This is a genomic window from Flagellimonas ulvae (assembly GCF_049333175.1).
GTDB lineage: Bacteria > Bacteroidota > Bacteroidia > Flavobacteriales > Flavobacteriaceae > Flagellimonas.
This window is the reverse complement of record NZ_CP186325.1, coordinates 3,115,772-3,141,017: the sequence shown is the minus strand read 5'-3', so window position 1 is coordinate 3,141,017 and position 25,246 is coordinate 3,115,772. Positions and strand designations below refer to the sequence as shown.

Genomic DNA, 25,246 nt, shown 5'->3' with positions numbered 1-25,246 from the left:
AATTAACAAGTCTAAAACAGAGTAATATAAATATTTTAGTGTCATGTCATTACGACCCAAAACCTACTTCAATTGGAGCTCAGGGAAAGACTCTGCTCTGGCGCTACATTATTTGATACAGCAAGGAAATATTACTATTGACCGTCTCCTAACCACAGTGAACGGGCACTATAACCGCGTTTCCATGCACGGTTTGCGCAAAGACGTATTGGAAGCTCAAGCAGAAGCGGTTGAAATCCCATTGGACGTACTGGAGGTTCCTGAAAGCCCATCAATGGAAGAGTACAATTCCCTGATGAAAAACAAAGTTCTGGAGCTTAAATCGGCAGGGTATACACATACTGTTTTTGGGGATATTTTTTTGGAGGATTTGAAAAAGTATCGCGAGGATATGCTTCGCCCATTGGGCATTCAACCTATTTTTCCCATTTGGAAAAAGGATACCAAAGTCTTGCTCCAAGAATTTCTTGAATTGGGCTTTAAGGCAGTCATTGTCTGCATCAACAACTCCAAACTGGATAAGTCTTTTTTGGGAAAAGAGCTATCCCTGAAACTCATGGATACATTCCCTGAAGATGTGGACCCTTGTGGTGAAAATGGAGAGTTCCACACTTTTTGTTTTGATGGACCTATTTTTAAATATCCTATTGCTTTTGAATTAGGCGAACACCTATTCAAAAGCTACGATAACCCATCAGACAAAAATGAAAAAGTTGAATTTGGCTTTTGTGATGTGCTTTTAAAGCGCTGAATACACCTGCTTTACAAATTCCCCGATTTTATTGGGTTCCAACCAGCGTGTTACAATAACCAGGTCCTTCTCTTGGTCCACCACGATGAAATTGCCTCCAAAACCAGCTGCATAGAAAACATGCTCGGGCACGCCTTCCCAATACCGATTGCCCTCTTTCTGGTTCAACCACCACATATAGCCATAATTTACATTGGGCACGGATGGTGTTGTGGCTTTTTCAATCCAAGTCTCACTTAACATGCGTTTCCCATTCCAAACTCCATTGTTCTGGAACAACAACCCAAATCGAGCCATATCTTCCGTGCTAATAAACAAACCTGCTCCAGAGTGTCCTCCTCCTGTAACTGACTTCATCTTTAAACCATCAATGGTAGTCCAAGCATGGTCATAACCAAACCATCTCCAAGTAGTCGAAGCTCCAATGGCATCCATCAGATTTTCTTTAAGCACTTTGGGCATTGGGTTTCTCCACACGTTCGTTAACGAATAGGCCAGTACGTTTACTCGTACATCATTGTATTCCATTACAGTTCCAGGTTCGCGAAGCTCTCTGTATTTCCAATCGTCCAGACCTCCTTCTCGAGGAGGCCTATCGGCCCAATCCTTAATGCCCCAAAGTTCACCACTCCAATCCGAATTTTGTTGCAATAAATGCTCCCAACTGATTTTGGAATTGTGTGCCCCATCAAAAGTACCGTCCCAAACATACTGACCCACTTTATCTTCTGTGCTTGAAATCAACCCTTTGTCAAAAGCCAATCCTGCCATAGTGGACAAAAAGCTTTTCGTCACACTGAAGGTCATGTCCACGCGTCGGGTATCGCCCCAAGAGGTAACCAGATATCCATCCTTTAAAATCATCCCTGCAGGACCACCACGTTTTTTGGTCGGTCCCAAAATCTCATGAAACGGCTCTCTTTCAAATCCTTTTAAAATTGCTCGACGTAAATCTTTGGAACCAGAATACTCGTTTTCCTTGGCAAAGGCAATAGCTTTGGCCAATGCCTGCGAATTGTATGAAAACTTTTTGGAGTTGATTGTTACCCATTCCGCGTTGCGTTCCGGAAAATAGGAATCTTGTGCCTGCAATGGATACCAAAGAAATAAGATAAGGAATAAAAAAAGTATGGACTTCATGCTTAAAATTTTTGAGTGCATGAAGTTAGTGATTATTGAAAGGTTCTCGACTTGGAAAAACCTCAGAATCTTTTTTTCAATACCAGTTCTCCATTGGCATCAAAATACCGCCAAGTGCCTACCTGAATATCCTTTCGGAAACGACCGGTCATCTTTTCTTTTCCATTGGAATGGTATTCGGTGTAGCGCCCATGTTTGAGTCCATCTTTAAGTTCTACTTCGAATCGGATGGTTCCATTAGCATACTTTCTATTGAAAGTTTTGGCCGTCAAATCATTGGGATAAATAGGTCTTAGATTAAAAATAGCCTCTGTGATTTCTTTGGTTTTAGAAATTTGGTCTTTATCCCTAGATGTATTTGACACTTCCTGGAATTGAAAGCTTTCTTTCACTTCTGCCACATCCTTGTAATCAACAACTATTCTGCTTTCAAATACATCATCTTCAGGTTTCATTTGAAGACCAATCTGCGGAAAACAAATAATGAAGTCCTTATTTTTTCGCATTTGTGATTTTGTCTTTCCATCCGCCAGAGCATACATATTGTTATATAATACAGGAACATTGCTGTATAGAAATAGGCTTGACTTTTTTTCAAAACGTTTCTCAAACGCTTTAAAATCTTTCGAAGTCGACAGGGTTTGTTTTTCTATAACATCATTTATGATACTCTTTAGTGTATTTGGATTGTTACTGAACACCGCATAGTCATCAATAAGGGTAAAGTAGGGTTTGTCCAATTCCTTAAACCGATTGCCCAATAGAATTTTAAAAAAACCTTTTATGGACAAGAAATTAATCTCGTGCTGCCTGTAACTTACCGTCTTAAACTTGACCGGAGTCTTTTTTCGGATTTGATTTAAAATAAAGTCCAAGTTTGTTTTTGCATCGTCACTATCATTGGTCTTTAGTACCAAGGCCATATCGTTTTTACCTTTTGATATCTGGGATTCAATCTGCAGTAAAGCTATTTCATCACCAATCCAACTGACAAAATGTTCCTCAATATCAATTTTTAAGAACTTTTCCAGTTTTTCAATCCCCGTTTGGTAATTCTCAAACTGTTTGGGGTCGTCTTGTTGTACGGCCTTAAAGTTGTCATAGAACTTAGAAAAACTATCAAATCCATAGCTTAGATACAGCGCAGTACGTTTAGGGGCAATTTCTGGAATACTTCTTTTGGCAGTGCCAGATTTCTGCAAAGCTTCCAAATAGCTCTCATTGGTATTGCTAATGTTCGTAAACCCATTTGCGGTTAGCGTGTTGTTTTTGTTCAGGTCAAAATGGAATCCAGAAAAAAGAAAATTTTCACTTACACGATTTACCCAATCACCAGGCCTATCCGAAAATGCAGTGATGTAATTATCCAAATAATTGTACTGCACATACAGGCGAAACAAATCCTCAAAACCAACTTTTTCATTGATTTGAATGAAATTTAGATTTCTACCCAAAACAGGTTCTTCATATTGGTCTATTGAAGCTTCCACCAAAGAATGGGTGTACGAGGCAATCAATTGATTTTTAATGAAGGCCAAAGACATGGTTTTCTTACTTGTTCGATCATAGATTTCCAAAATCTCATGCTCATGATACTTTCGTTTGCTCAAGGTGTAATTGTTATTCAAAAGCGTATTCAAATACGTTTTGAGCAATTTGAGCTTGGCAATGCGCTTTAAATCCAATACATAAAAAATACCATAATCCTTGGGAGAGATCATATGAACTGAGATGAACAAGGAACGGTCATCCAAAAATTCAAATAATCTACGTTGATCATTGAACACCGTATCGACTTCTTGAATGTTGGAAGTAAGCTCTGAGAAATAATCGTTTTTCAATAAATGCTCCCAGGCTTCACTCTCCCGTATCTTTTTCCAACTTTTAACTGGTTTTTCGGATTCAATTACGAAAACCGCATCTTGTGGAATAAGATAAATGGACTGCAAATTGTTCTTGGGAGATAGTACAAGAAGATATACCAGATAGCCCACATAAATCAACATAGCGGCCAACAGTCCAAAAAAGATTTTTTTTCTCATGTAAAGGGATGAATGAAATCCTTAATTACAACGAAAATCCTCTGATTTTAGTCTGTTTGAAAGTTTACTGCGCTAAGTGATTTTCCTACTTTAAACGATAATACCTATTTTTAACAATGGCCGCCGTTGAAAAAAAGGTTTCTCCCCTTTACCAGTTTTTGCTTTCAAACAAAACCAAGGAAATCTTTGAGCGGTTTACCTTAAAAATCGCCATACTAAGTTTCATCCTTCATCTGGCCTTAATTTACATCAACCAATTCACCCCATTATTCAATATACAATCTGAGCTTTTGGGTAATCCCATAGGTGCCATCTATACCCCATTTTCTTTCATACTATTATATGAGGTATACCTACTCATTTTTTACTTGTCTAGGTCAATTACAACTTACATTAGTAAGCAATATGAGATAATCACTCTAATAATCATTCGTAGGCTATTTAAGGATTTGTCCAATCTTAAGCTAAGCTCTGATTGGTTTAGCATTAAGGGTGATCTTCAATTTACCTACGATATTGTTGCTTCTGTTTTGCTTTTTTATCTCCTGTATTGGTTTTATAGATTAAATACGAACCGAAAAAAGATGTCTGCTCAAAATACCCCATTGGCAGTTGACATTGAAAAGTTTATACGTTTAAAAAAGATGATTGCAATAGGTCTAGTACCCATTCTATTGGTTCTAGCTATTTATTCTTTGGGAAGTTGGTCGTATGAAACCTTTCTTATTGGAAATAATGACATTGATTCCATCAAAAACATCAATAATGTTTTTTTCGATGAATTCTTTACTGTTTTAATAATAGTTGATGTTATTTTATTGTTGGTATCTTTTTTCTATACCGATAAGTTCCATAAAGTAATTCGGAATTCCGGCTTTGTAATTTCCACTATTCTTATTCGACTCTCATTTTCAGTGGATGGTATAGTAAACACCATCTTAATTGTAGCCGCAGTCGTCTTCGGCCTTTTAATTTTGGCCATACACAATACCTATGAAAAACATCTTCCCATAAAGGATTGAGTATTACAATGATTTCAGGTCTTTGATAGTTTTAAAGGCAACATCAACCTGTTCTTCATTCACCAAAATGGTAAACTCATTGGTTGTAGAAATTACTTCGTAAAGTACAATACCCTCCCACGCCAAACGCTGAAAAATGAAATAGTAGATTCCCGGCACGGAAACATTTTCGGCAGGCAACTTTACAGTGATTGAAGAGAGGTTTTCTGCTTTTTGTGTGCACCGTTCATTGGCAAAGTATTTTTCAACCACGCCATCCATGGTATGGCTAATAACAATGTTGATTTCGTTTACTCCCCTTGATGACGTGTAGAAGACATCTTGGTTCACGTTAACCTCTTCCAAAAGTTGAGCCTGTTGCCTTAATATGGTATCTGAGGCCAAAAAGGTGTAATCGGTTAGGTTTGAGCGAACAGTGATTTCACCAATATTCTTAAGCACCTTAACTATACGGTGGGTGGCTCGAAATTCCAAATCATCTGAAAGGCGTTTTAGGGCCATGACCACAGCACCATCTTTAACATCCTTTCCTAGAGCTTCTGAAATTTCCGGTTTAATCTGCCTAGAAAGAGAGGTAAGATTTATAATTCCCTGTGCTAATGCACTTTGAAGGAATGGCTTTTTCTTTATGTAATGCTCTACAACAGCTGATATGGTTTTCATTTGATTGATTTTGCATCAAAAATAACAAATTGTTACAAATAACACAAGTAGTTAAAAATGATGGAAGGCACTTTCTAAATGCTCTATTTCCATCCCTTTAGAACTTCTTTTGACGATTATTACATCAAATCGCACTTCCAAATCCAAATTGTTTTCTTCCACATAATGGTCCGCCGCTTTGACCAATCTTTTAATTTTTCCTTGATTAATTACCTGGGTAATATCCTCCAGAAACTCAGATGTTCTGGACTTCACCTCAACCACGATAAGTGTATCCTCGTTTTGTGCAAGAATATCAATTTCCGCCCTATCGTATCTATAATTTTGTTTAAGGATTTGATATCCTTTTTTCATTAAAAAATCCGCGGCAATTCGCTCTCCTTCGTGTCCAAAAGCGTTATGTTGACCCATAAATATTGAAAAATAGAAAAAAAAGTGTGCATTTCATCGAAAAATTTGGTGCTTAATCCTCATCATTGCGTTTACATTGTAATTTGTGAGCTCTTTTCAGAACCACACCAACGCTAAGCTAGACATATAGTTGCCCCAAAACTATGGACCTATTTAACGCCGAACATTGCTATGGAGTACTTTATTAATTGTAATTCCTCAACCTTGGCGCCGTATACAACTCCTTTAGATGAGTTACGTGCTGCCCATTTGTACCGAAGGCTTGGTTTTAGTGCCTCGGTCCAAACCATTAATGCTGCTGTAGGACAATCTGCAGAAGCATTAGTAGACAATCTTGTAGACCAAGCTTTGGCTGCCCCAGTAATTCCAGCTCCCCTGTGGGCAGATTGGAACAACGACAATTATCCAGAAGATGATGACCTTGCACGCCAGTTACGTAGAGCGCAGCAAGAAGAATTTGAAACTGCTTATGGAAATGCCCTTTTGGATAACAATTTAAGGGACAGACTAAGTTTCTTCTGGCACAATCATTTTGTTACTGAGATTGATGTTTATCGATGTAATTCTTTCTTATACTATTATATCAATTGTCTTCAAAGAAATGCACTGGGTAATTTCAAAACCTTTGTAAGTGAAATCGGTTTAACCAGCGCCATGCTCTATTATTTGGATGGTGCCCGAAACCGAGGAAACAACCCCAATGAAAACTATGCTCGTGAGCTTTATGAGCTATTTACTTTGGGTGAAGGTAATGGCTACACGGAAGAAGATATCATTGAAACAGCTAAATCTCTATCCGGTTACACCAATCGAGGAGACGTAGGTTGTACCCAAGTAACCTTTAATCCCGAAGACTTTAATACAGATAATAAAACCATTTTAGGGCAAACTGGAAACTGGGGATACGATGATACCATCGACATTCTCTTTAATGAACGCCCCAACGAAATAGCCAATTTTATTTGTAAAAAGCTTTACGAATATTTTGTGCATCCTGATTCTGATGATGATATGGGCAATGCCCAGACCATTATCTCGGGGCTGGCTGCGACCTTTGTTGCCAATAACTTTGAATTGGCACCGGTAATGAGACAACTTTTCAAAAGCCAGCACTTTTTTGATGAAAATGCTATTGGAGTTATTATAAAAAGTCCTTTTGATTTATATAATGCTCTTCTAAAAGAGACCAATTTTGCTTACGACGATAACATCGTACAAAACATTATTGACTCCTCAAGATTGATTGGTCAAGAAATGTTTGATCCATTCGATGTGGCAGGTTGGCAAAGAGATAGGGAGTGGATTAACACCAATTTCATTATTGGTCGCTGGTTGACTTCGGAGGTATTTGTCCAAGCGTTCTTCCAATCCAATCGAGAACAGTTTAGGACATTTGGTATTGAGGCCGCCGGAGCTGGTGGAGCCACGGAAACGGATCCAAATGTTGTGGCAAGGGCCATAATTGACAAGTTATTGCCGAAAGGTTTATTGACTGATGCCGATTACGACAGGGCAATTGTTGTTTTCCGCGAGCCTTACGAAGACAATAATGTCTACGAGACAGGGTCTTGGAACATGACCTTGGATGATGCAGATACCCAAGTATACTTACTGCTGCTTCATCTTGTTAGAGAACCCGAATTTCAACTTAAATAACCCCTACAATTATGTGCGATACTCACCACACTCAAGATACATCTCCGCATAAAGGCCTAGAACACGAAGGTCATGACTTGGAGCACAAAAACTGGAGTAGAAGATCTTTTCTCCAAGCCTTAGGGATTGCAGGTTCAGGCTCTATGTTTTTAGGAAGTAATTTATTGACTGCGTCGGCACCGTCTCCATTGACGTCCGCCATTGCTGATGCAGAAACAGATAATATTCTCATATTGATTCGCTTGTCCGGAGGAAACGACGGATTGAGCACTGTAATCCCCATACAGCAATATGATACTTATGCTAATGCCCGTCCCAACATCTACATTCCAGAAAGTAAGGTATTAAAGCTTACTGACGATTTTGGTGTGCCTACTTACATGAATTCTCTGGAACCCCTTTGGGGAGAAGGAAAGTTCAAAGCCGTTCATGGCGTTGGATATCAAAATCAAAGCTTATCCCACTTTACAGGTTCGGACATTTATGCGAATACGGATTTGACCACTACCGGCTTCTCCGGTTTGAATACCGGATGGATGGGAAGACATTTTGAACAATGTTATCCTGATTATTTGATCAATCCGCCAGAAGCTCCTGCAGCAATTCAAATTGGTAGTATTGCCAATTTGGTTTTCCAAGGTGAAGAAACCAACTACGCGTTCGTGACCAACAATATTGATCAGTTGGAGGAAATTGCGGAGACTGGGTTCTTCTACGATATTGCAAATGCTCCTTTCGGAAATTGTATGTATGGCGATCAACTTAGATTTTTGAGAGGCGTAGCCAACACCACTTACGAATACGCTGGCAAAATCAACGAAGCCTATGAAAGAGGTCAAAATCAGGTTGAATACCAAGACAATGGTTTCGCCAGACAATTGGCTTTATTGGCTCGATTGATTAAAGGTAATCTAGGGACAAAAGTCTATATGATTTCAATGGGAGGTTTTGACACTCACGGAAACCAACCCTTGGCTCATGAGCGCTTAATGTCCAATTTATCCATTGCCGTGAACAACTTCTATGAAGACTTAGGTTTCACGCAACAGGACGAACAGGTATTGAGTATGACCTTCTCTGAGTTCGGTAGACGAATTTTCGAGAACGGTTCCTTGGGAACTGATCACGGAAAGGCAGCACCTACGCTTTTCTTCGGATCAGGCCTTAACGGAAGTGCCTTTGTTGGTGAACACCCATCATTGGATAGTCCAAATGGACGTGGAAACTTGGATTACACCATGGACTTTAGGGATTTGTATGCTACGGTCCTTGCTGAGTGGCTTTGTGTTCCTATTCCATTGGTTGAGCAACATCTTTTGAACCATACGTACAACCCAGTCAACCTTGGGTTTAATTGTAGTGGTGTGGACTTCCCAGATATTGCTATGGATAGTGACCCACCAACTCTACCGGAGACCCCTCCTAGTGATCCTGATGGCATGAATCCAGATCCAGATATTGAAACGGCTATTGTACATAGACCCTACTACCCAAGCTCAAGAGCTCCCCATATCTACTTGGAAATGCCCTTTGCAGCTCACGTAGATATTGAATTGTTCAATATTCTTGGCCAGAAAGTAGGTACGGTATTCAATGAAATGATGCTGGAAGGTTCGGCTGAAATAAACATTCGAGAGCGAATGAGAGACAGTCTGTCTACTGGAAAGTACATATACAGAATATCAGTAGGTAGTGAAAGAATGAGTAAATCTGTAATGATAATGTAAAGCTTACTCCAATAAGCAAACACTCTGAAATCTCCGATTGTGCAATTCCCACCCCATCTTAGGAATGCATTTTCGGAGGTTTCTTTTTTGGAACACATAAGTTCCATAGCTTCTACCAAAATCTGTATTTTTGAAGCTTAATTAAGCTTCAATATGTCTCAAGACAAAACTCTTTCTAGATATACTCTTACTGCTGCTCTCCCCTACACCAATGGTCCCATACATATTGGTCATTTAGCTGGAGTTTATGTGCCTGCGGATATCTTTGCCCGTTATCTTCGCCTAAAGGGACATGATGTTGCTTTCATCTGTGGGAGCGACGAGCACGGTGTGGCCATTCCCATGAAAGCTAAAAAAGAAGGAGTATCACCCAAAGAGATTATTGACAAGTACCATGGAATTATAAAACAATCCTTCGTTGACTTTGGGATTACTTTTGACAATTACTCCAGGACTTCAGCAGAAATACATCACAAAACAGCTTCAGACTTCTTCAAAAAACTGTATGACCAAGGAGATTTTATAGAAGAGACTACCGAACAATTGTATGATGGGAAAGCTGAGCAGTTTTTGGCCGATCGCTTTGTAGTGGGTACATGTCCAGTTTGTGGACATACAGAAGCGTACGGTGATCAGTGTGAAAATTGTGGTTCGTCATTAAATGCTACGGATCTTATCAACCCGAAATCTACCATTACGGGAACCATTCCTACTTTAAAAAGAACCAAACACTGGTTCTTACCCTTGGATAGATATGAAGATTTCCTAAAAGAATGGATTATAGAAGGTCACAAAAGTGACTGGAAACCTAATGTGTATGGCCAATGTAAATCGTGGATAGATGATGGCCTAAAACCTAGGGCAGTAACAAGAGACTTGGATTGGGGAATTCCCGTTCCAGTGAAAGATGCAGAAGGAAAAGTACTTTATGTGTGGTTTGATGCGCCCATAGGCTATATTTCTTCCACAAAAGAATGGGCAGAAAGAGAAGGAAAAGATTGGGAACCCTATTGGAAAGACGAAAACACTAAGTTGCTTCACTTTATTGGAAAGGACAATATTGTTTTCCACTGCATCATATTTCCCAGCATGCTAAAAGCTCATGGCGATTTTGTGCTACCAGAAAATGTGCCGGCCAACGAATTTTTGAATTTGGAAGGAAACAAACTATCCACATCAAAGAATTGGGCCGTTTGGTTGCATGAATATTTGGAAGAGTTTCCAGATATGCAAGATGTTTTGCGCTATACCCTTACGGCCAATGCACCGGAAACCAAAGACAATGATTTTACATGGAAGGATTTTCAGGCCCGAAACAACAATGAATTGGTCGCCATCTTTGGAAATTTCATTAATCGGGTGGTGGTCCTAACTCAAAAATATTACAATGGCATAGTACCAGAACCTAGCGAATTAAAGGAACAAGACAAACAAGTCTTGACCGCCTTAGCAGCGTTCCCGAAAACTTTGGAAGATTCTTTAGATAGATATAGATTTAGGGAAGCGAGTCAAGAGTTGATGAACTTAGCACGTTTGGGAAACAAATATTTGGCAGATGAAGAACCCTGGAAGCTCATTAAAACAGATGAAGACCGCACCAAAACCATAATGTATGTTGCACTTCAAATTGCAACCGGACTTGCAGTATTGAGTGAACCTTTTTTACCCTTTACCTCAAACAAACTCAAAAACATTCTTAACATCAGGTCGAAAGAAGTAGGGACCTCATGGAATGAGGTAAGCACCAAAGAAGTATTCCTGTCTCCAGAACGCCAGATCAATAAAGGCGAATTATTATTTAGAAAAATAGAAGACAAGGAAATAGAAGCTCAGTTAGCCAAGCTAGAAGCCACCAAACAAGTCAATGCACAGATGGAAAAAGAGATTACACCGCAAAAAGACACTATAATTTTTGATGACTTCAGTAAAATGGATATGCGGGTGGGAACTATTGTTGAAGCTGAGAAAATGCCAAAGGCCAACAAACTTTTGGTATTAAAGGTAGATACCGGTTTGGATACGAGAACTATAGTCTCAGGAATTGCTGAAAGCTTTAAACCTGAAGACATTGTTGGAAAAAAAGTCACTGTTTTGGTCAACTTAGCTCCAAGAAAACTACGCGGCGTGGAAAGTGAAGGCATGATTTTGATGACCGAAAATGAATCTGGAAAACTGGTGTTTTTAAATCCCGATGAAAATGGGGTTGAAAATGGGGAAAGTATAAATTAGCTCTTCAGCAAGATACTGGTCCATGCAGCTCATCCCATTCATTACAAAGCATACGCAGTTTTCTCAAAAAAACGTAGAGAATACAGTAGCCTTATTAAATGAAGATTGTACCATTCCCTTTATCTCAAGATATCGAAAAGAACGTACCGGCAATCTAGATGAAGTACAGATTGGAGAAATTGTAAAGTTCAAAGCTGAATTTGAAGCTTTGGAGAAAAGGAAATTAGCCATCATAAAGGCTATCAAGGAGCAAGACCTATTAACTCCAGAACTCCAATCCAAATTACAAGATTGCGAAGACCTCAACAGTCTAGAGGACCTTTATCTCCCCTTCAAAAAAAGTAAAAAAACAAAAGCTGAGGTTGCTCGTAAAAATGGCTTAGAGCCTTTGGCCAAAATCATCATGGCCCAACGAAGTGATGAAATAGAGTTCATCGCTTCCAAATACCTTACAAATCAAATCCAAAACGAAGATGAAGCTCTTGAAGGAGCTCGACACATCATATCTGAATGGGTCAATGAACGTACCGGTATCCGAAATCAGCTACGAAACCAATTGGAGCGACATGCCCTTTTGACCTGCAAAGTCATCAAAACCAAAAAGGATGACGAGAAAGCGCAGAAGTTTCGTGATTATTTTGATTGGAGTGAACCATTGAACCGTTGTCCCTCCCATCGATTTTTAGCCATTTCAAGAGCGGAAAAAGAAGGATTCATTCGTGTAAAAATTGAAATCGATGATGAAAGGGCATTGGATAAGATAGAAAGTAGAATAATCAAATCAAATAATGCCTGTTCCGTTCAGATTGAAATGGCCATAGCGGATGCATACAAACGTCTTTTATTTCCTTCCTTATCCAATGAACTTTTAAAAAATGCCAAAGAAAAAGCGGACAACGATGCCATACAGGTTTTTTCCAAGAATTTGAAACAACTATTACTTGGTGCACCTCTTGGTGCAAAAAGAATTTTGGCCATCGATCCTGGTTTTAGAACAGGCTGCAAAGTAGTTTGCTTGGATGCCCAAGGTGATTTAAAGCACAACGAAACTATATATCCTCATGCGCCTCAAAATGATGCCGCAGGAGCCATCAAAAAGATAAGCTCCTTGGTTGACGCCCATAAAATAGAGGCAATTGCCATTGGTAATGGAACCGCATCCCGAGAAACCGAACATTTGGTGAAACGAATTCGTTTTAAGCATCCCATCGAAGTGTTTGTGGTTAGTGAAGCAGGTGCTTCCATATATTCTGCGTCAAAAATTGCCAGGGATGAATTTCCAAATTACGATGTTACTGTAAGAGGAGCTGTTTCCATAGGAAGACGATTGGCAGACCCGCTTGCAGAACTGGTCAAGATAGATGCCAAATCCATTGGTGTAGGACAATACCAACATGATGTGGACCAGTCCAAATTGAAAACTTCCTTAGAAACCGTTGTGGAAAGTTGTGTGAATTCTGTGGGTGTGAATATCAATACGGCCAGTGTCCCATTGCTCAGTTACGTATCGGGCATAGGACCAAAACTAGCAGAGAACATCGTTGCCCATCGTAACCAATATGGAGCTTTTAAAAGTAGGATTGAAATTAAAAAAGTTCCTCGACTTGGGGAAAAGGCTTTTGAACAAGGCGCTGGTTTCCTAAGGATAAAAGAAGGTGAAAATCCTTTGGACGATTCTGCTGTACATCCCGAAAGTTATCCCATCGTAGAAAAGATGGCAAAAGATAAGGGAATCTCGCTTGCTAACTTGATTGGAAACAAATCCATACTTCAAAACATAGATCTTGTTGATTATTGTGATCAAACTATTGGGATGCCTACTCTGAAGGATATTCTTGAAGAATTGGAAAAGCCAGGTTTAGATCGAAGAGAAAAAGCCAAAGTATTTGCCTTTAACCAAAACATAAGAAAGATTACAGACTTACAAGTAGGTCAATTGCTGCCCGGCATTGTCAACAACATCACCAATTTTGGCTGTTTTGTGGATATTGGGATAAAAGAAAGTGGGCTTATCCATGTTTCCAATCTTTCGGATTCCTATGTCAAAGACGTCAATGAACATGTAAGCCTACATCAGCAAATTGTGGTTAAGGTTTTGGATGTGGATGTGCCTCGAAAACGCATTCAATTGGCCTTGCATAAAAAAGACTAGTTTAGGAATGCTCAAAATAGCCTATCATTCCATTTATAAGCATCCTTTGCCTGAAGGTCACCGCTTTCCCATGGAAAAATATGACCTGCTACCCAGACAATTGTTGCACGAAGGCACTTGCATACAGGATAATTTCTTCGAACCTGTTTTATTGAATGATTCAGATATTTTAGCGGTCCATAATGAAGAATACTTTCAAAATCTCACCCAACTTAATTTAAAACCCAGCGAGGTACGAAAAATTGGATTCCCCTTGAGTGAAGAACTGGTACAACGCGAACGCATCATTGCCGATGGCACGATAAAAGGATGTCAATTCGCTCTCGAACATGGCATAGCCATGAACATAGCAGGGGGCACGCATCACGCCTACTCCAATCGAGGAGAAGCCTTTTGCATGCTAAACGATCAAGCGATTGGAGCAAAGTATCTTATTCAAAATAAATTGGCCCAGAAGATTCTTATTGTTGATTTGGATGTGCATCAAGGAAACGGAACCGCAGAAATTTTTCAAAAGGATAGTTCTGTTTTCACTTTCTCCATGCACGGTAAGGGCAACTATCCTTTTAGAAAGGAAACATCTGACTTGGACATTCCTTTAGAAAAGGGAACAACCGATGAAGAATACTTAAATCAGCTTAAAGAGACTCTACCCCAACTTCTGGAAAGACTAAAACCAGATTTTATCTTTTACTTATGTGGTGTGGATGTACTATCGACCGATAAGTTAGGCACCCTAGGAATGACTTTGGAAGGATGTAAAGAACGAGATCGTTTTGTGTTACAGAGTTGTTTTGACAATGGGGTTCCAGTTCAATGCAGCATGGGCGGAGGATATTCCCCAGAAATCAAAATAATCATTGAAGCACATGCCAATACATTTCGTTTGGCCCAGCACATTTATACATAAATTTGCTATTCATTTTATTCAACCTTATGAAATCATTGCCCCTATTATTGCTCATGTTCATTTTGGTTCAGTTAAACGCTCAGGAGTTAAAAATTGATAAAAAAGAAAGTCTTTGGAACCATTTCACCTATGACATTGGCAATGTGTTTGGCGGTATTGGTCATGCTTATAGTCGCCCTTTTCATTGGAAGGGAAAACAATGGGCCAATTTTGGGTATGTAACAGCTGGAACTTTGGCTTTATTTACTGTGGATGATGAATTGGATAGTTGGGCCGATGGTTTTAGAGATGATGTCCCTGATTTTCTTGTCAATTATGGAATTGAGTATGGTAATCCAGAGAACAATTATATGTTCACTGGTGGTGTTTATCTTGCAGGCCTATTCACCAAAAATGAAAAACTTAGAAGAACAGGTGTGCTTCTAATTGCTTCGGCTACCGCTGGAGGCTTTTTACAACAGGTGAGCAAGCGAATTATAGGCAGGGCACGACCAAAGAGTGGAGATTCCTCAAGTACGTATGACCCTTTTAATGTAAATAGGGTGTTCAATTACGATTCCTTCCCCTCCGGACATGCCATACTAGCTTTCAGCAATGCCTATGCCATTGCCAAACAATTTAAAAGTCCATGGGTAAAGGCAGGAATATACACGGTAGGCTTAATCCCTGGTTTAGCTAGAGTGAATGATGGATTTCATTGGGTATCGGACGTGGCTTTTGGTACGGTACTAAGTATTTTCATTGTGGAATCAATCGATAAGTACTTAGATTCCAAGTATGACCAAAAATACAATGACCAACAGAAAAAACTAAGTTGGAATCTCAATTTCGGACCAGGTACTATGGGTGTCGCGGTACGCTTCTGATTTTAAGTAATCTGATTTTAAATAACTAGGTTTCAGTCCTAAAACCAAGTCCATTTAGTAATTTTACATGACTTAAAAAGAAAAAAATATGTTATCAAAAAGATTAGAAGAGGCTTTAAATAAGCAAATCCGTATAGAAGCAGAGTCATCACAAGTGTATTTGTCCATGGCCTCTTGGGCAGAAGTAAAGGGACTTGAAGGTGTAGCTGGTTTCATGTATGGACACGCTGATGAAGAACGTATGCATATGCTTAAATTGGTAAAGTATGTAAATGAGAGAGGTGGTCATGCTGTAGTTTCCGACTTAAAAGCTCCAGAAACTGAATTTGGCACCCTCCAAAAGATGTTGCAAAAATTGTTTGATCATGAAGTATTTGTATCGCAAAGCATCAACGAATTGGTTCACATCACCTTAGATGAAAAAGATTATGCTACCCATAATTTTCTACAATGGTACGTAGCCGAACAGTTGGAAGAAGAAGCCTTGGCTAGAACAGTTTTGGACAAAATCAATCTTATTGGCGATGATAAAGGAGGACTTTATCTATTTGATAGAGATATACAGCAACTAACGGTGGAGAGTGCTGCTTCTGACACTGCTGGTGAGTAAGTGTTAATAACTATTTATTTAGATTAATTTAAAATAGTTATATTTGACCCACTGATTAATCAGATGGGAAAAAGCAAAAAGACCAGCAAAAAAGAAAAGAAGGCTTTACTTAAAGAGCTCCCTCTTACTAATTGCAAAACCAAGTGTTGTAAAAAATACAAGAAGTCAGAAAGCAAACGATGTAAACGTTGTCCCTGCTATGATTTACTGAAAAAAGTTGCATAAGAAACCGCCAAAAGGCGGTTTTTTTATTGTTTTATGGAAGTAGATTGAGCTACGTCTGTAGTTGCCTTAAAAAGGTCCAAGGCATCCGGTGTTGAGAGATAGTTTCTCATCTTCTTCCAGTAGACATCACTATGAACACAGGACCCTTTACATTCTTTAAGATACTTGCGGTGTGCTTCTTTTTTGCTCTTCATGTAAACCAGGTAGAAGGAAAAATTTGATTTTCCCAATTCCCTCTCAAAGCCTTCCTGATCGTTCCAATAATCCAATTCACCTTGGTGATCTAATTGGAGGCTTTGCTCATAAGCGGCATCCCGTTCCGCCAAATTTTCATAGAAGCGCAGTAACTTGGAGTTAGTAGTAGTCCCTTGAGCCTGGCTTTGCTTCGCAAAACCAAGAAGAAGAACTAGTAAAAGCAAATAACTCCGTTTCATTTTTACGTTTCTTTTATAAGTAAACGATAATTTGGGTCAATGGTTTCCTTTTTGTATTATAAGTTATTGTTAAATCATTGATTTTAAAATAAAAAGGGAGCATTTGCTCCCTTTTATCGATGATTTACCTTACATCATTTATCCAACATCAACAATTCCTTACATTGAATCTCCGTGATATATCGCTTTTCTCCTTCCTTGGTTTCATAACTCCTTGATGTCAATTTGCCCTCTATGGCAACTTCCTTTCCCTTTGTCAGATAATTTTCCACTATTTCCGCGGTTTTCCCCCATGCCACTATATTATGCCATTGAGTTTCAGTTACCCGCTCCCCTTTTGCATTTTTATAGCTTTCATTTGTGGCCATGGAAAATTTAGCCAGTTTGTTTCCATTTTCAAGGATAATAACTTCGGGGTCATTTCCTAGGTTTCCAATCAACTGTACTTTGTTTTTTAGTGCATTCATGATTATTAATTTTAGCGTTAAACAGTTAATACTACCGAACTCCATTGTTCGACAGGGCAAACCTATAAAGTGGAAAATACTAAAATCGTATAGTAATCAATTGCTTTCGTTTGTAAACGGATGTAACTGTTTAAAAATCCAAAACAATACCGATACTTGGAATGATTTGCCCTGTGTCACTTTCAATCTCGACCAAACTTCTCGGTTGCACTATGGAACCATCTAGCCCTCTGTTTAGACCAAATTCGGGAGGTTGCGGAATGTTTTGACCCAACACATTTTGGGCCTCTACAAAAACATCAAGAGACAGTTTTTCAAAGTTCCATTTCTTATCGATTCTTAGGTCGAGCTGGCTAAAAACATTCAAATTCTCTTCTCCCAAACGGTTGTAATCCAAAATCACTTCCGGGTAGTTGGCCAAGGTGGCTTCCAAATCGGTGGGAACAAAAGGAGTTTCTCCTGCAAAACGGTATCGCGCACTTAGCTCCCAGTTTCGCTTGAATTTATAACCTCCAGTGAAAGAAATCAGGTGGCGACTATCCCAAACTGAAGGTAAAAACACATCTCTGTCAAATCCGGTAAATTCGCTATAGAACCAAGTGTAGGCAAAAATGCCATAAAAATTATTGGATAGTTTTTGCTGAAATTGAAGTTCTGCACCATAGCTTCTTCCTCTACCCACTGTTTCTACATCCTCGCTCCCCAACACTTCAAAGTCGGCCCCTTTGTTTGCCAAGGAAACTTGATCTAAAACAGAAACTGGGTAATCATCGTACCGTTTATAAAAACCTTCCAAAGAAATACTGGACGAGGGACCAAAATAGTGTTGTAGTCCCAAAACAAAATGGTCACTCAAAGTATACTCGGCATTTTGATTGACAAGATTTTGATCATTATCCCTAAAGCCAAGTATGGTATAGGGCGGTATTTTGAAATACCTGCCGACGGACCCATTCACTCTCCAGTTTTCTGAGAATTCATAAGAAAGAGACAACCTTGGGGAAAAAGTAGAAAGTAGGTTGTCCTCTTCTGTAAACGTATCGTCATCCAATCTAAAGCCAAAAGAAACATCCAGTTTATCATTAAAGAAGGACCTCGTCACATTGGCAAAAAGACCATATTTATAAAAATCGATAGCAGTATTGAAGGCAATGCCATCGGTAAGGTTTACGGTTTCATTTTCATAATCTGAGTATTGAAAGTTGAATCCAGACGTTAATTTCCAGTCTCCCATAAACTTCGTTATTGCATATCGAAGTTTTGTTTCAGATTCGGTTGCATCGTTTCTAAAAATGATTCCGGTCTCGTTTTCCGGGTCCTCAAATCGAGTGAAATCATTGACCAGAGTATTATTGCTCAAAGTGGTCTCCATAAAGCCACTACCATCCTTGAATCTATTCTTCCAAGTAACACCAATGGCATTGGTCCGCTGTTCAATAAAAGGTGCCTGCTCCAACTGCGCTTGCTGTTCCGCATCAAAGTCCTCAGGGGCCTCCACTGAAAAATCATCAATTGAGCCCACGCCAATTAAGCTTATGTCATTGTACGAATCTATCTTATGGTTGATCTTGTACTGGTAATCCCAATAATTGGGACGGAAAGGCAAACCGATAGCCTCAAATAAAAACTGCAGATAACTTCGCCTTACCGAAGCCAAGAAAGTGGTTTTGGACTCTTCTGCATTTTTTTTAAACAGAGGCCCTTCTAGGGTCAAAGCAGCCTCACTAGCACTTACCCTAAAGTTACCATTGAAATTTCTATTGTTTCCATTGCGCTGACTGAACTGAAGTACGCCGGACAGAGGATTATCATACTGGGAGCCAAAAGCCGAAGTGGATAAGGTTACGTTATCAATAAAGGACACGTTAATTAGACCCACAGGTCCTCCGGCACTTCCCTGAGTCGCAAAGTGATTGACATTTGGGATTTCCATTCCATCCAAATAATATACTGTCTCGTTGGGTGCACCCCCGCGGATAATCAAATCATTTCGAAAACCTCCAATTGATGGAGAGACACCTGGAAGTGTCTGGGCTACCTGTACCACATCATTATTGCTGCCTGGATACGTTGCAATTTCCACAGCAGAAAGAGATTGGGTGGACAAAGGTGTCTCTCTAGGTCTACTTATCTTGTTTGCGTTAGAGACAACAACTTCGTCCAGCTGCTGAGCGGATTCTTGAAGTACAAAATTGTAGTTGGGAGTTCCCTTAGAACGGATTATCACATTATATTGGGTCTGGGTTTCGTATCCGATATAGCTAACCACTAGATTGTAGGTTCCCGGACTGATTCCTATAATTTGATATTTCCCATCAAAATCGGTTTGAGCCCCTTTATCAGTACCTTCAAGGTAAACCGAAGCTCCAAAAATAGGTTGGCCTACTTTATCGGTTACAATACCAAATAAATCTGCAGTAACTTGAGCTTGCATATTTTGGAACTGCAGCAGTAAAAGTATTAGTAAAACAAATGTGAATGGTTGGAAATTTTTCATTTGTGTTTAATTTATATTTGCAAATATTAAACAAAAAACAATTAAAAAATAGTATTTTTAATTAATTTAGTGTTAAATAGTTGTTTATGGATAAGTATGACTTAACCAAAGTATTGGTTTCGTTGGTAGGTACCTATCAGGAAGAAAATCCCGAAAAGGCATGTACTATCAACAATTTTTTGGAGTGGATGCAGATACAGAACATTCAGGAAGAAGACAAAGAAGAATTCCATATCACGGGGCATAGTATGGAAGTGGAATTGGCGGCACATATTGGAAGATTGAGCCGATATTCAAACACCTACATTAAAATGGCTTTGGAAGGGTTGCCATTCTCCACCGACATGGAATTCGCGTTTACGGCCATACTTGATGGAGCGGGACATGTTGGTAAGACAGATTTAATCAGGATGATGGCCTATGATAAATCATCAGGAATGGGGGTAATAAAAAGACTTCTGAAAAAGGGAATCATTGAAGAATTTCCCAACCCAGATGACAAAAGAGGCAAGCTTTTAAGACTAACTGTAAAAGGAAAAGAGGCTGTTGAAGGAGGTTACCAAAAGGCACCATTGGCGGCAAACCTGGTTTCTAAAAGTCTTAACGAGAAGGAGAAAAAAAGACTATTGCTCCTACTGAGGAAGTTGGACAATTTTCATTATCCCATCTATCTCAACGAAAGTCAAAAGGACTACTTGTCCTCTTAGAATTGAGTACAGACCGGCAACAAGTCTAACATCTTCACAACGAATCCCAGTGGGTTACGTTTTCCTTGTTAAACAAAGTTTTTCGGAACTCCCCTGGTTTTTTATCATTCATTAAATCCAACTCGCCCTTCTCATCAATCAGTTCGCGAAAATGTTCTTCCCGTGCTCCATATTGCTCCTCATTTTTGTAGGTCGTAATCAAAATCAACTCAAACGGGGCATTCTCACTAAAAGGAGTTTCAAGAACATCAAAAGAATGGATATAGCCCCTTTTAACCGCCATTTCTCTTAGAACTTTCCAATTGTTTTGAAAATAGTAGAGCGTTTCTTCCCGGTTTTCATTCAAGATTTGAACAAAATCCATAGTAGATATCTTGGTATTGTCTTGGGCTTTGACTTGGCACATGACAGTCATAAAAAGAAAAAGAAAAATGCAAAATTTCTTCATTTTATTTGTTACTAATTGATTAAAAAGCTATTCATTATTATCAAACATTTTCCGTAAAGATACTATTGATTTCGAAGCCTTGGTTGTAATAAAACCTGTTCAGTTTTAGCTTCCGAAATAGTAACGAAGTACAACTTAGTGTTTAGTACATTTAAAACACTGCTTACTATAGGAAAAAATTGTACTTTTCTTAAAAATGAGCACCGCTGGCTATTCTGGAACCCCATTGGCTAAAAAACTAGGCATCAAACCTGGATTTCTGGTTCAAGTCTTTAATGCTCCTAAACCCTACCTTGAATTTTTCCATGATTTCCCAGATGAAGTTGTTTTGATAAGTCCAGCTGAAAAATCAGAAGTTGATTTCATCCATATTTTCGCTACAACCTCAGAAGCACTAGAATCAGGTCTCGAAATAGCAAAACCCAATTTGAAAAAGAACGGTATTCTTTGGGTAAGTTGGCCCAAAAAGTCTTCAAAAATTCCAACAGAGATTGACAAGTTTGCTGTTATGAAAGCTGGCCAAGATTGTGGACTTGTAGACACGAAAGTAGCCGCAGTGGATGACCAATGGAGTGGCCATAAGTTTATGTACAGGCTTAAAGATAGAAAGTAGAAACTCTCAACTTATTTTTTTAACTCCAATAAGTCCCATTTGTTGCCGTACAGGTCTTCAAAAACCGATACAATTCCATACGCTTCTTTTCGGGGCTCCTCCAAAAAATTGACCCCTTTTGCAATCATAATTTTATAATCTCTCCAAAAATCATCTGTGTTCAAAAACAAAAATACCCTGCCTCCAGTTTGATTGCCAATGCTTTTTTCCTGCACAGTATTAGCTGCTTTGGCCAAAAGTAATCCGCTTCCCTTTGAGCCTTTTGGTTTAACCACCACCCAACGCTTATCTTCAGACAATACCGTGTCCTCAATTAAATCAAGCCCCATTTTTTGAGTGTAAAATTCAATGGCCTCATCATACTCACTTACCACTAAGGTCAACAATCCAATATTCTGTTCCATGTTGCACAGTTCACGATTTGTATCTCAAAAGTAAGATTCTGATAGCAACCAACTTTAAAATCACAGTATATTTGACCATCAAAATCACGGTTATGGCTAAATGGTTGAACCCAATTGAGTTAGAGGGAAATTTAGTGAAGTTACTTCCTCTTACAGAATCGTATAAATCAGAGATTTTAGAAGCCGCTTCGGATGGGAATCTTTGGGAAATTTGGTATACTTCTGTTCCTTCAAAAGATAGCCTTGACGCATATGTTGATTTTGCCTTACAACAGGAATCCGAAGGTCTCGCCCTACCTTTTGTTATTATTGAAAAGAAGTCTGGCAAAGTTGTGGGTTCTACAAGGTATTGCAGTGTAGATACCCCCAATCGCAGAGTAGAAATTGGATACACCTGGTATGCCCAAAGGGTTCAGCGTACAGGAATCAATACGGAATGCAAATACCTCTTGCTCCAGCATGCTTTCGAAGCCTTGGATGCTATTGCGGTAGAGTTTAAGACTAACTTTTTTAATTTTCCATCACGTAATGCGATTTTGAGATTGGGAGCCAAACAGGATGGAATTATTCGAAACCATCGTATTGATAAGATGGGAAATATAAGAGATACGGTTATCTTTTCTATCTTGAACAGCGAATGGCCAACCGTAAAAATGTCTTTGGAATATAAAATGAACAAAAAATACCAATAATCGATGACAAACTCAGAGTTTGAAAAACAATTTGAAGCGGGCCTATTGCCTCCAGAGCTTTTCACACATGAAGCTCATATTCGATTGGCATGGATTCATATTACCAAATATGGTATTGATCAAGCAATTTCCAATATCGTAAATCAAATTCAAGGGTACACCACCAAGCTTGGTGTTCCCGACAAATTCAATAAAACCTTGACCGTAGCTGCAGTGAGAGCGGTCTATCATTTTATCCTTAAATCAAATTGCTTGGATTTCCAAAGCTTTATTATGGAGAATCCAAGGCTAAAGTTTAATTTCAAGGATTTGATGGCAAGCCACTACGGTTTTGATATCTATACTTCCCTTGAAGCCAAAAAGAGCTTTTTGGAACCGGATTTGCTACCCTTTGATTGAACTATTCTCATTCGCTCTCATGACTTTCGCAAAATTATAAGCGGTCAACACTAAATTCTCAAAACTTTTGTCCTTTGCCTCCTGCAAAGTTCCCGGTTGATTAATTATAGAGGTTACATAATCCAGTCCCATGGTTTCCAAATCCTCAATACTGACCGAAACCGAACCACAAAAAGCGGCCACGGGAATTTGATGTTTTTTGGCAGCTTGCAGTACCCCCACAATCGTTTTACCCGATAAGGTTTGTTTATCCAATTGACCTTCACCAGTAATAATCCAATCTGAGCCTTGTATTACTTCATCGAATAGAGCCATTTCCTTAATCAAATCAATACCTGAAGCAAGGGAGGCCTTCAAAAAAACAACTGCTCCTGCTCCCATTCCCCCTGCTGCCCCAGCTCCTTGAATGCTTTGTACATCTAATCCATATTCTTTATGGACCACTTTTGCAAAGTTTTGAAGTCCCTTATCCAGTGCGATGACATCTTCCTGCGTTGCTCCTTTTTGGGGGCCATACACAAAAGCAGCTCCTTCTTTCCCGTGCAAGGGGTTTTTCACATCGCAAGCCACTTTAAACTCTACTTCCTCTAATTTGGGATGAACATTTGCGCTATCAACACGGTTTATGGCGCTTAGATTCTTTCCAATAGGTTTGATTTCATTTCCATCTGAATCCAAAAATTGATAGCCCAAAGCTGCAGCCATTCCAATTCCGCCATCATTGGTTGCGCTACCACCAATTCCCAAAACAATCTGTCTGGCGCCTCTCTCCAAAGCATCTTTAATGAGCTCCCCAGTACCCAAAGAGGTTGTGTTCATGCAATTCAACTCTGTTTTGGACAATAATTTGTATCCCGAAGCCTCGGACATTTCGATAAAGGCAATCCCTTTTTCTTTTGAAAAAAGATAGCCCGATTCAATTTCCCGAAACAATGGGTCCTGCACCGTTGTCGATACGATTTCGGCATTCAGATAATGCTTGACCACCTCAAGGGTCCCATCTCCTCCATCAGCCAAAGGTTTTTTTAAAATCTGTGCTTCTGGAAATACCTTTAGCAAACCTGATTCGACAGCATCACAAAACTCTTCGCCAGAAAGTGAACCTTTGTATTTATCTGGAGCCAAGACAAACTTCATCAATTTTGTTTCTCGAAGGTTACTACGGATTTATTTACTCCCACATCAAGAGTTACTTCCTCTCCAAAAATCATGGTTCTATTTTCATCTCCATGACCAGCCGGAAAATGGAAGAGAACGGGGAAATCACATTCCTTGACCACATCCAAAATAAGCTCTTCATTTGACATTCCAAATGGAGTTGTATTGGTTCTTACCTTGCTTATTTCTCCGACTACCAAAGCGGCAAGTCCATCAAAATATCCTGCTCGTTTCAAGCTATACAACATCCTATCAATACTGTATCGGTACTCACCTATCTCCTCAATGAAGAGAATTTTACCCTCAGTATCCAGATTAGCATCGGATTGGAGACTGGCTTGGAGCAGGGAAAGGTTACCCCCTATCAAAACCCCTTTTGCCATGCCTTTTTTGTTGTGAGGAGATGAATCCAGCTCGTATCTTAATACTTCTCCAAAAAGGGCTTTCTTAAGGCTATTGATGTTTTCCTGTGTTTCATCAGAAAGTTCTTCACTTAATTCCAAGCCCGCGGCCATCATGCCATGTATACTTTGAATTCCCAATTGATCAAGTTTCCCATGAAAAGCGGTAATATCCGAAAACCCAACTATCCATTTTGGACTTTTCTCAAAATTTGAAAAATCCAGTTTATCCAATATCCGCATGGAACCATATCCACCACGAGCGCACCAAATAGCCTTAACACTCGGGTCATCCATGGCATTCTGAAAATCCTCCGCCCTTTGGGCATCGGTACCTGCAAAATGATTGTTCTTGGCATATAGATGTTTCCCCAAAATAGGGTGCAATCCCCACGAGGACAAAATCTCCATCGCTTTTGAAATACTTTTTTCCCGGTTTTTAAGAATGCCAGCCGGAGCTACTATAGCAACCGTATCTCCCGAAGTCAAAAATGGAGGTTGAATATAGATTTGGTTATCATTCTGTCCGAAAGCGGAAATAGAAATGAATAAAACAAGACAAAAAACAACTATTCTACAAGTATGTACTTTCATATTTCCCAATTGCAATAGGATTCAAATA

General features: G+C 39.3%; 24 protein-coding genes. 13 read left to right on the top strand and 11 right to left on the bottom strand.

The genetic code is table 11. The features are described 5' to 3' along the window. The first annotated feature begins 43 nt into the window (after nt 1–43). Nucleotides 44–751, top strand: coding sequence for an ATP-binding protein (locus ACOKFD_RS14480; RefSeq protein ID WP_422858557.1), 708 nt, complete (start codon nt 44–46; stop codon nt 749–751). Here the strand turns inward: ACOKFD_RS14480 and ACOKFD_RS14475 are convergent. Together ACOKFD_RS14475 and ACOKFD_RS14470 are read right to left on the bottom strand one after the other, a co-directional pair. Continuing rightward, a complete protein-coding gene (locus ACOKFD_RS14475) occupies nt 740–1,891 on the bottom strand; it encodes a serine hydrolase domain-containing protein (protein ID WP_422858556.1) in 1,152 nt (383 codons plus the stop codon). The genes ACOKFD_RS14480 and ACOKFD_RS14475 overlap by 12 nt on opposite strands. Before the next feature lie 62 nt (nt 1,892–1,953). Next, nucleotides 1,954–3,933, bottom strand: a complete 1,980-nt coding sequence (locus tag ACOKFD_RS14470; protein WP_422858555.1) for a DUF3352 domain-containing protein — start codon at nt 3,931–3,933, stop codon at nt 1,954–1,956. A gap of 116 nt (nt 3,934–4,049) precedes the next feature. Between ACOKFD_RS14470 and ACOKFD_RS14465 the strand changes: the two genes are divergently transcribed. Beyond that, nucleotides 4,050–4,955 (top strand): hypothetical protein, encoded by a 906-nt coding sequence (locus ACOKFD_RS14465; RefSeq protein ID WP_422858554.1) that lies wholly within the window; start codon nt 4,050–4,052, stop codon nt 4,953–4,955. Between the two features lie 3 nt (nt 4,956–4,958). Here the strand turns inward: ACOKFD_RS14465 and ACOKFD_RS14460 are convergent, their stop codons facing one another. Together ACOKFD_RS14460 and ACOKFD_RS14455 are read right to left on the bottom strand one after the other, a co-directional pair. Further along, nucleotides 4,959–5,618 carry an aspartate kinase gene (locus ACOKFD_RS14460; RefSeq protein WP_422858553.1) on the bottom strand — a complete coding sequence of 220 codons (660 nt, stop codon included), beginning with the start codon at nt 5,616–5,618 and terminating at the stop codon, nt 4,959–4,961. 51 nt (nt 5,619–5,669) lie between these two features. Then, nucleotides 5,670–6,029, bottom strand: a complete 360-nt coding sequence (locus ACOKFD_RS14455) for a YraN family protein (RefSeq protein WP_298995270.1) — start codon at nt 6,027–6,029, stop codon at nt 5,670–5,672. 171 nt (nt 6,030–6,200) lie between these two features. Between ACOKFD_RS14455 and ACOKFD_RS14450 the strand changes: the two genes are divergently transcribed. The 7 genes from ACOKFD_RS14450 (at nt 6,201) to ACOKFD_RS14420 (ending at nt 16,179) form a co-directional block, all read left to right on the top strand. Continuing rightward, nucleotides 6,201–7,685 carry a DUF1800 domain-containing protein gene (locus ACOKFD_RS14450; RefSeq protein ID WP_298995273.1) on the top strand — a complete coding sequence of 495 codons (1,485 nt, stop codon included), beginning with the start codon at nt 6,201–6,203 and terminating at the stop codon, nt 7,683–7,685. Between the two features lie 11 nt (nt 7,686–7,696). After that, nucleotides 7,697–9,412 (top strand): DUF1501 domain-containing protein, encoded by a 1,716-nt coding sequence (locus ACOKFD_RS14445; RefSeq protein WP_298995276.1) that lies wholly within the window; start codon nt 7,697–7,699, stop codon nt 9,410–9,412. Nucleotides 9,413–9,565: 153 nt separating this feature from the next. Beyond that, the gene (gene metG, locus ACOKFD_RS14440) at nt 9,566–11,641 is read left to right on the top strand and encodes a methionine--tRNA ligase (RefSeq protein ID WP_422858552.1); all 2,076 of its coding nucleotides are present in this window, start codon (nt 9,566–9,568) and stop codon (nt 11,639–11,641) included. 22 nt (nt 11,642–11,663) lie between these two features. After that, nucleotides 11,664–13,793, top strand: coding sequence for a Tex family protein (locus ACOKFD_RS14435; protein ID WP_422858551.1), 2,130 nt, complete (start codon nt 11,664–11,666; stop codon nt 13,791–13,793). 7 nt (nt 13,794–13,800) lie between these two features. Next, entirely contained in the window at nt 13,801–14,703 is a 903-nt protein-coding gene (locus ACOKFD_RS14430; protein WP_422858550.1) for a histone deacetylase, read from the top strand. 26 nt (nt 14,704–14,729) lie between these two features. Further along, entirely contained in the window at nt 14,730–15,569 is an 840-nt protein-coding gene (locus tag ACOKFD_RS14425) for a phosphatase PAP2 family protein (RefSeq protein WP_422858549.1), read from the top strand. An 88-nt stretch (nt 15,570–15,657) separates the two neighbouring features. Continuing rightward, complete coding sequence (locus tag ACOKFD_RS14420; RefSeq protein ID WP_298995290.1) at nt 15,658–16,179, top strand: ferritin; 522 nt, start codon at nt 15,658–15,660, stop codon at nt 16,177–16,179. Between the two features lie 248 nt (nt 16,180–16,427). Here the strand turns inward: ACOKFD_RS14420 and ACOKFD_RS14415 are convergent, their stop codons facing one another. The 3 genes from ACOKFD_RS14415 to ACOKFD_RS14405 all read right to left on the bottom strand — a co-directional run bounded on the left by ACOKFD_RS14415 (nt 16,428) and on the right by ACOKFD_RS14405 (nt 19,802). Next, complete coding sequence (locus ACOKFD_RS14415) at nt 16,428–16,838, bottom strand: hypothetical protein (protein WP_422858548.1); 411 nt, start codon at nt 16,836–16,838, stop codon at nt 16,428–16,430. Nucleotides 16,839–16,972: 134 nt separating this feature from the next. After that, nucleotides 16,973–17,305, bottom strand: a complete 333-nt coding sequence (locus ACOKFD_RS14410) for a single-stranded DNA-binding protein (protein ID WP_298995294.1) — start codon at nt 17,303–17,305, stop codon at nt 16,973–16,975. Nucleotides 17,306–17,435: 130 nt separating this feature from the next. Further along, complete coding sequence (locus tag ACOKFD_RS14405; RefSeq protein ID WP_422858547.1) at nt 17,436–19,802, bottom strand: TonB-dependent receptor; 2,367 nt, start codon at nt 19,800–19,802, stop codon at nt 17,436–17,438. Nucleotides 19,803–19,888: 86 nt separating this feature from the next. On the opposite strand from ACOKFD_RS14405, the gene ACOKFD_RS14400 reads away from it, so the two are divergent. Beyond that, complete coding sequence (locus ACOKFD_RS14400; protein WP_422858546.1) at nt 19,889–20,509, top strand: MarR family winged helix-turn-helix transcriptional regulator; 621 nt, start codon at nt 19,889–19,891, stop codon at nt 20,507–20,509. Between the two features lie 34 nt (nt 20,510–20,543). On the opposite strand, the gene ACOKFD_RS14395 is transcribed toward ACOKFD_RS14400, so the two are convergent. After that, nucleotides 20,544–20,873, bottom strand: coding sequence for a hypothetical protein (locus ACOKFD_RS14395; RefSeq protein ID WP_422858545.1), 330 nt, complete (start codon nt 20,871–20,873; stop codon nt 20,544–20,546). Between the two features lie 280 nt (nt 20,874–21,153). Between ACOKFD_RS14395 and ACOKFD_RS14390 the strand changes: the two genes are divergently transcribed. Beyond that, nucleotides 21,154–21,570 (top strand): DUF3052 domain-containing protein, encoded by a 417-nt coding sequence (locus ACOKFD_RS14390; protein WP_422858544.1) that lies wholly within the window; start codon nt 21,154–21,156, stop codon nt 21,568–21,570. 11 nt (nt 21,571–21,581) lie between these two features. On the opposite strand, the gene ACOKFD_RS14385 is transcribed toward ACOKFD_RS14390, so the two are convergent. Next, entirely contained in the window at nt 21,582–21,974 is a 393-nt protein-coding gene (locus tag ACOKFD_RS14385) for a VOC family protein (protein ID WP_422858543.1), read from the bottom strand. Between the two features lie 92 nt (nt 21,975–22,066). Here ACOKFD_RS14385 and ACOKFD_RS14380 point away from each other — a divergent pair, with 92 nt between their 5' ends. Both ACOKFD_RS14380 and ACOKFD_RS14375 read left to right on the top strand, forming a co-directional pair. Then, complete coding sequence (locus tag ACOKFD_RS14380) at nt 22,067–22,666, top strand: GNAT family N-acetyltransferase (protein ID WP_422858542.1); 600 nt, start codon at nt 22,067–22,069, stop codon at nt 22,664–22,666. Between the two features lie 3 nt (nt 22,667–22,669). After that, entirely contained in the window at nt 22,670–23,065 is a 396-nt protein-coding gene (locus ACOKFD_RS14375; RefSeq protein WP_422858541.1) for a hypothetical protein, read from the top strand. On the opposite strand, the gene ACOKFD_RS14370 is transcribed toward ACOKFD_RS14375, so the two are convergent. Beyond that, on the bottom strand, nt 23,051–24,202 hold the full coding sequence (locus tag ACOKFD_RS14370; protein WP_422858540.1) for a glycerate kinase: 1,152 nt from the start codon (nt 24,200–24,202) through the stop codon (nt 23,051–23,053). The two genes, ACOKFD_RS14375 and ACOKFD_RS14370, sit on opposite strands and share 15 nt — an antisense overlap. Further along, nucleotides 24,202–25,218 carry a S66 peptidase family protein gene (locus ACOKFD_RS14365; RefSeq protein WP_422858539.1) on the bottom strand — a complete coding sequence of 339 codons (1,017 nt, stop codon included), beginning with the start codon at nt 25,216–25,218 and terminating at the stop codon, nt 24,202–24,204. Before ACOKFD_RS14365 ends, ACOKFD_RS14370 begins: the two co-directional genes overlap by 1 nt. Between the last annotated feature and the right edge of the window lie 28 nt (nt 25,219–25,246).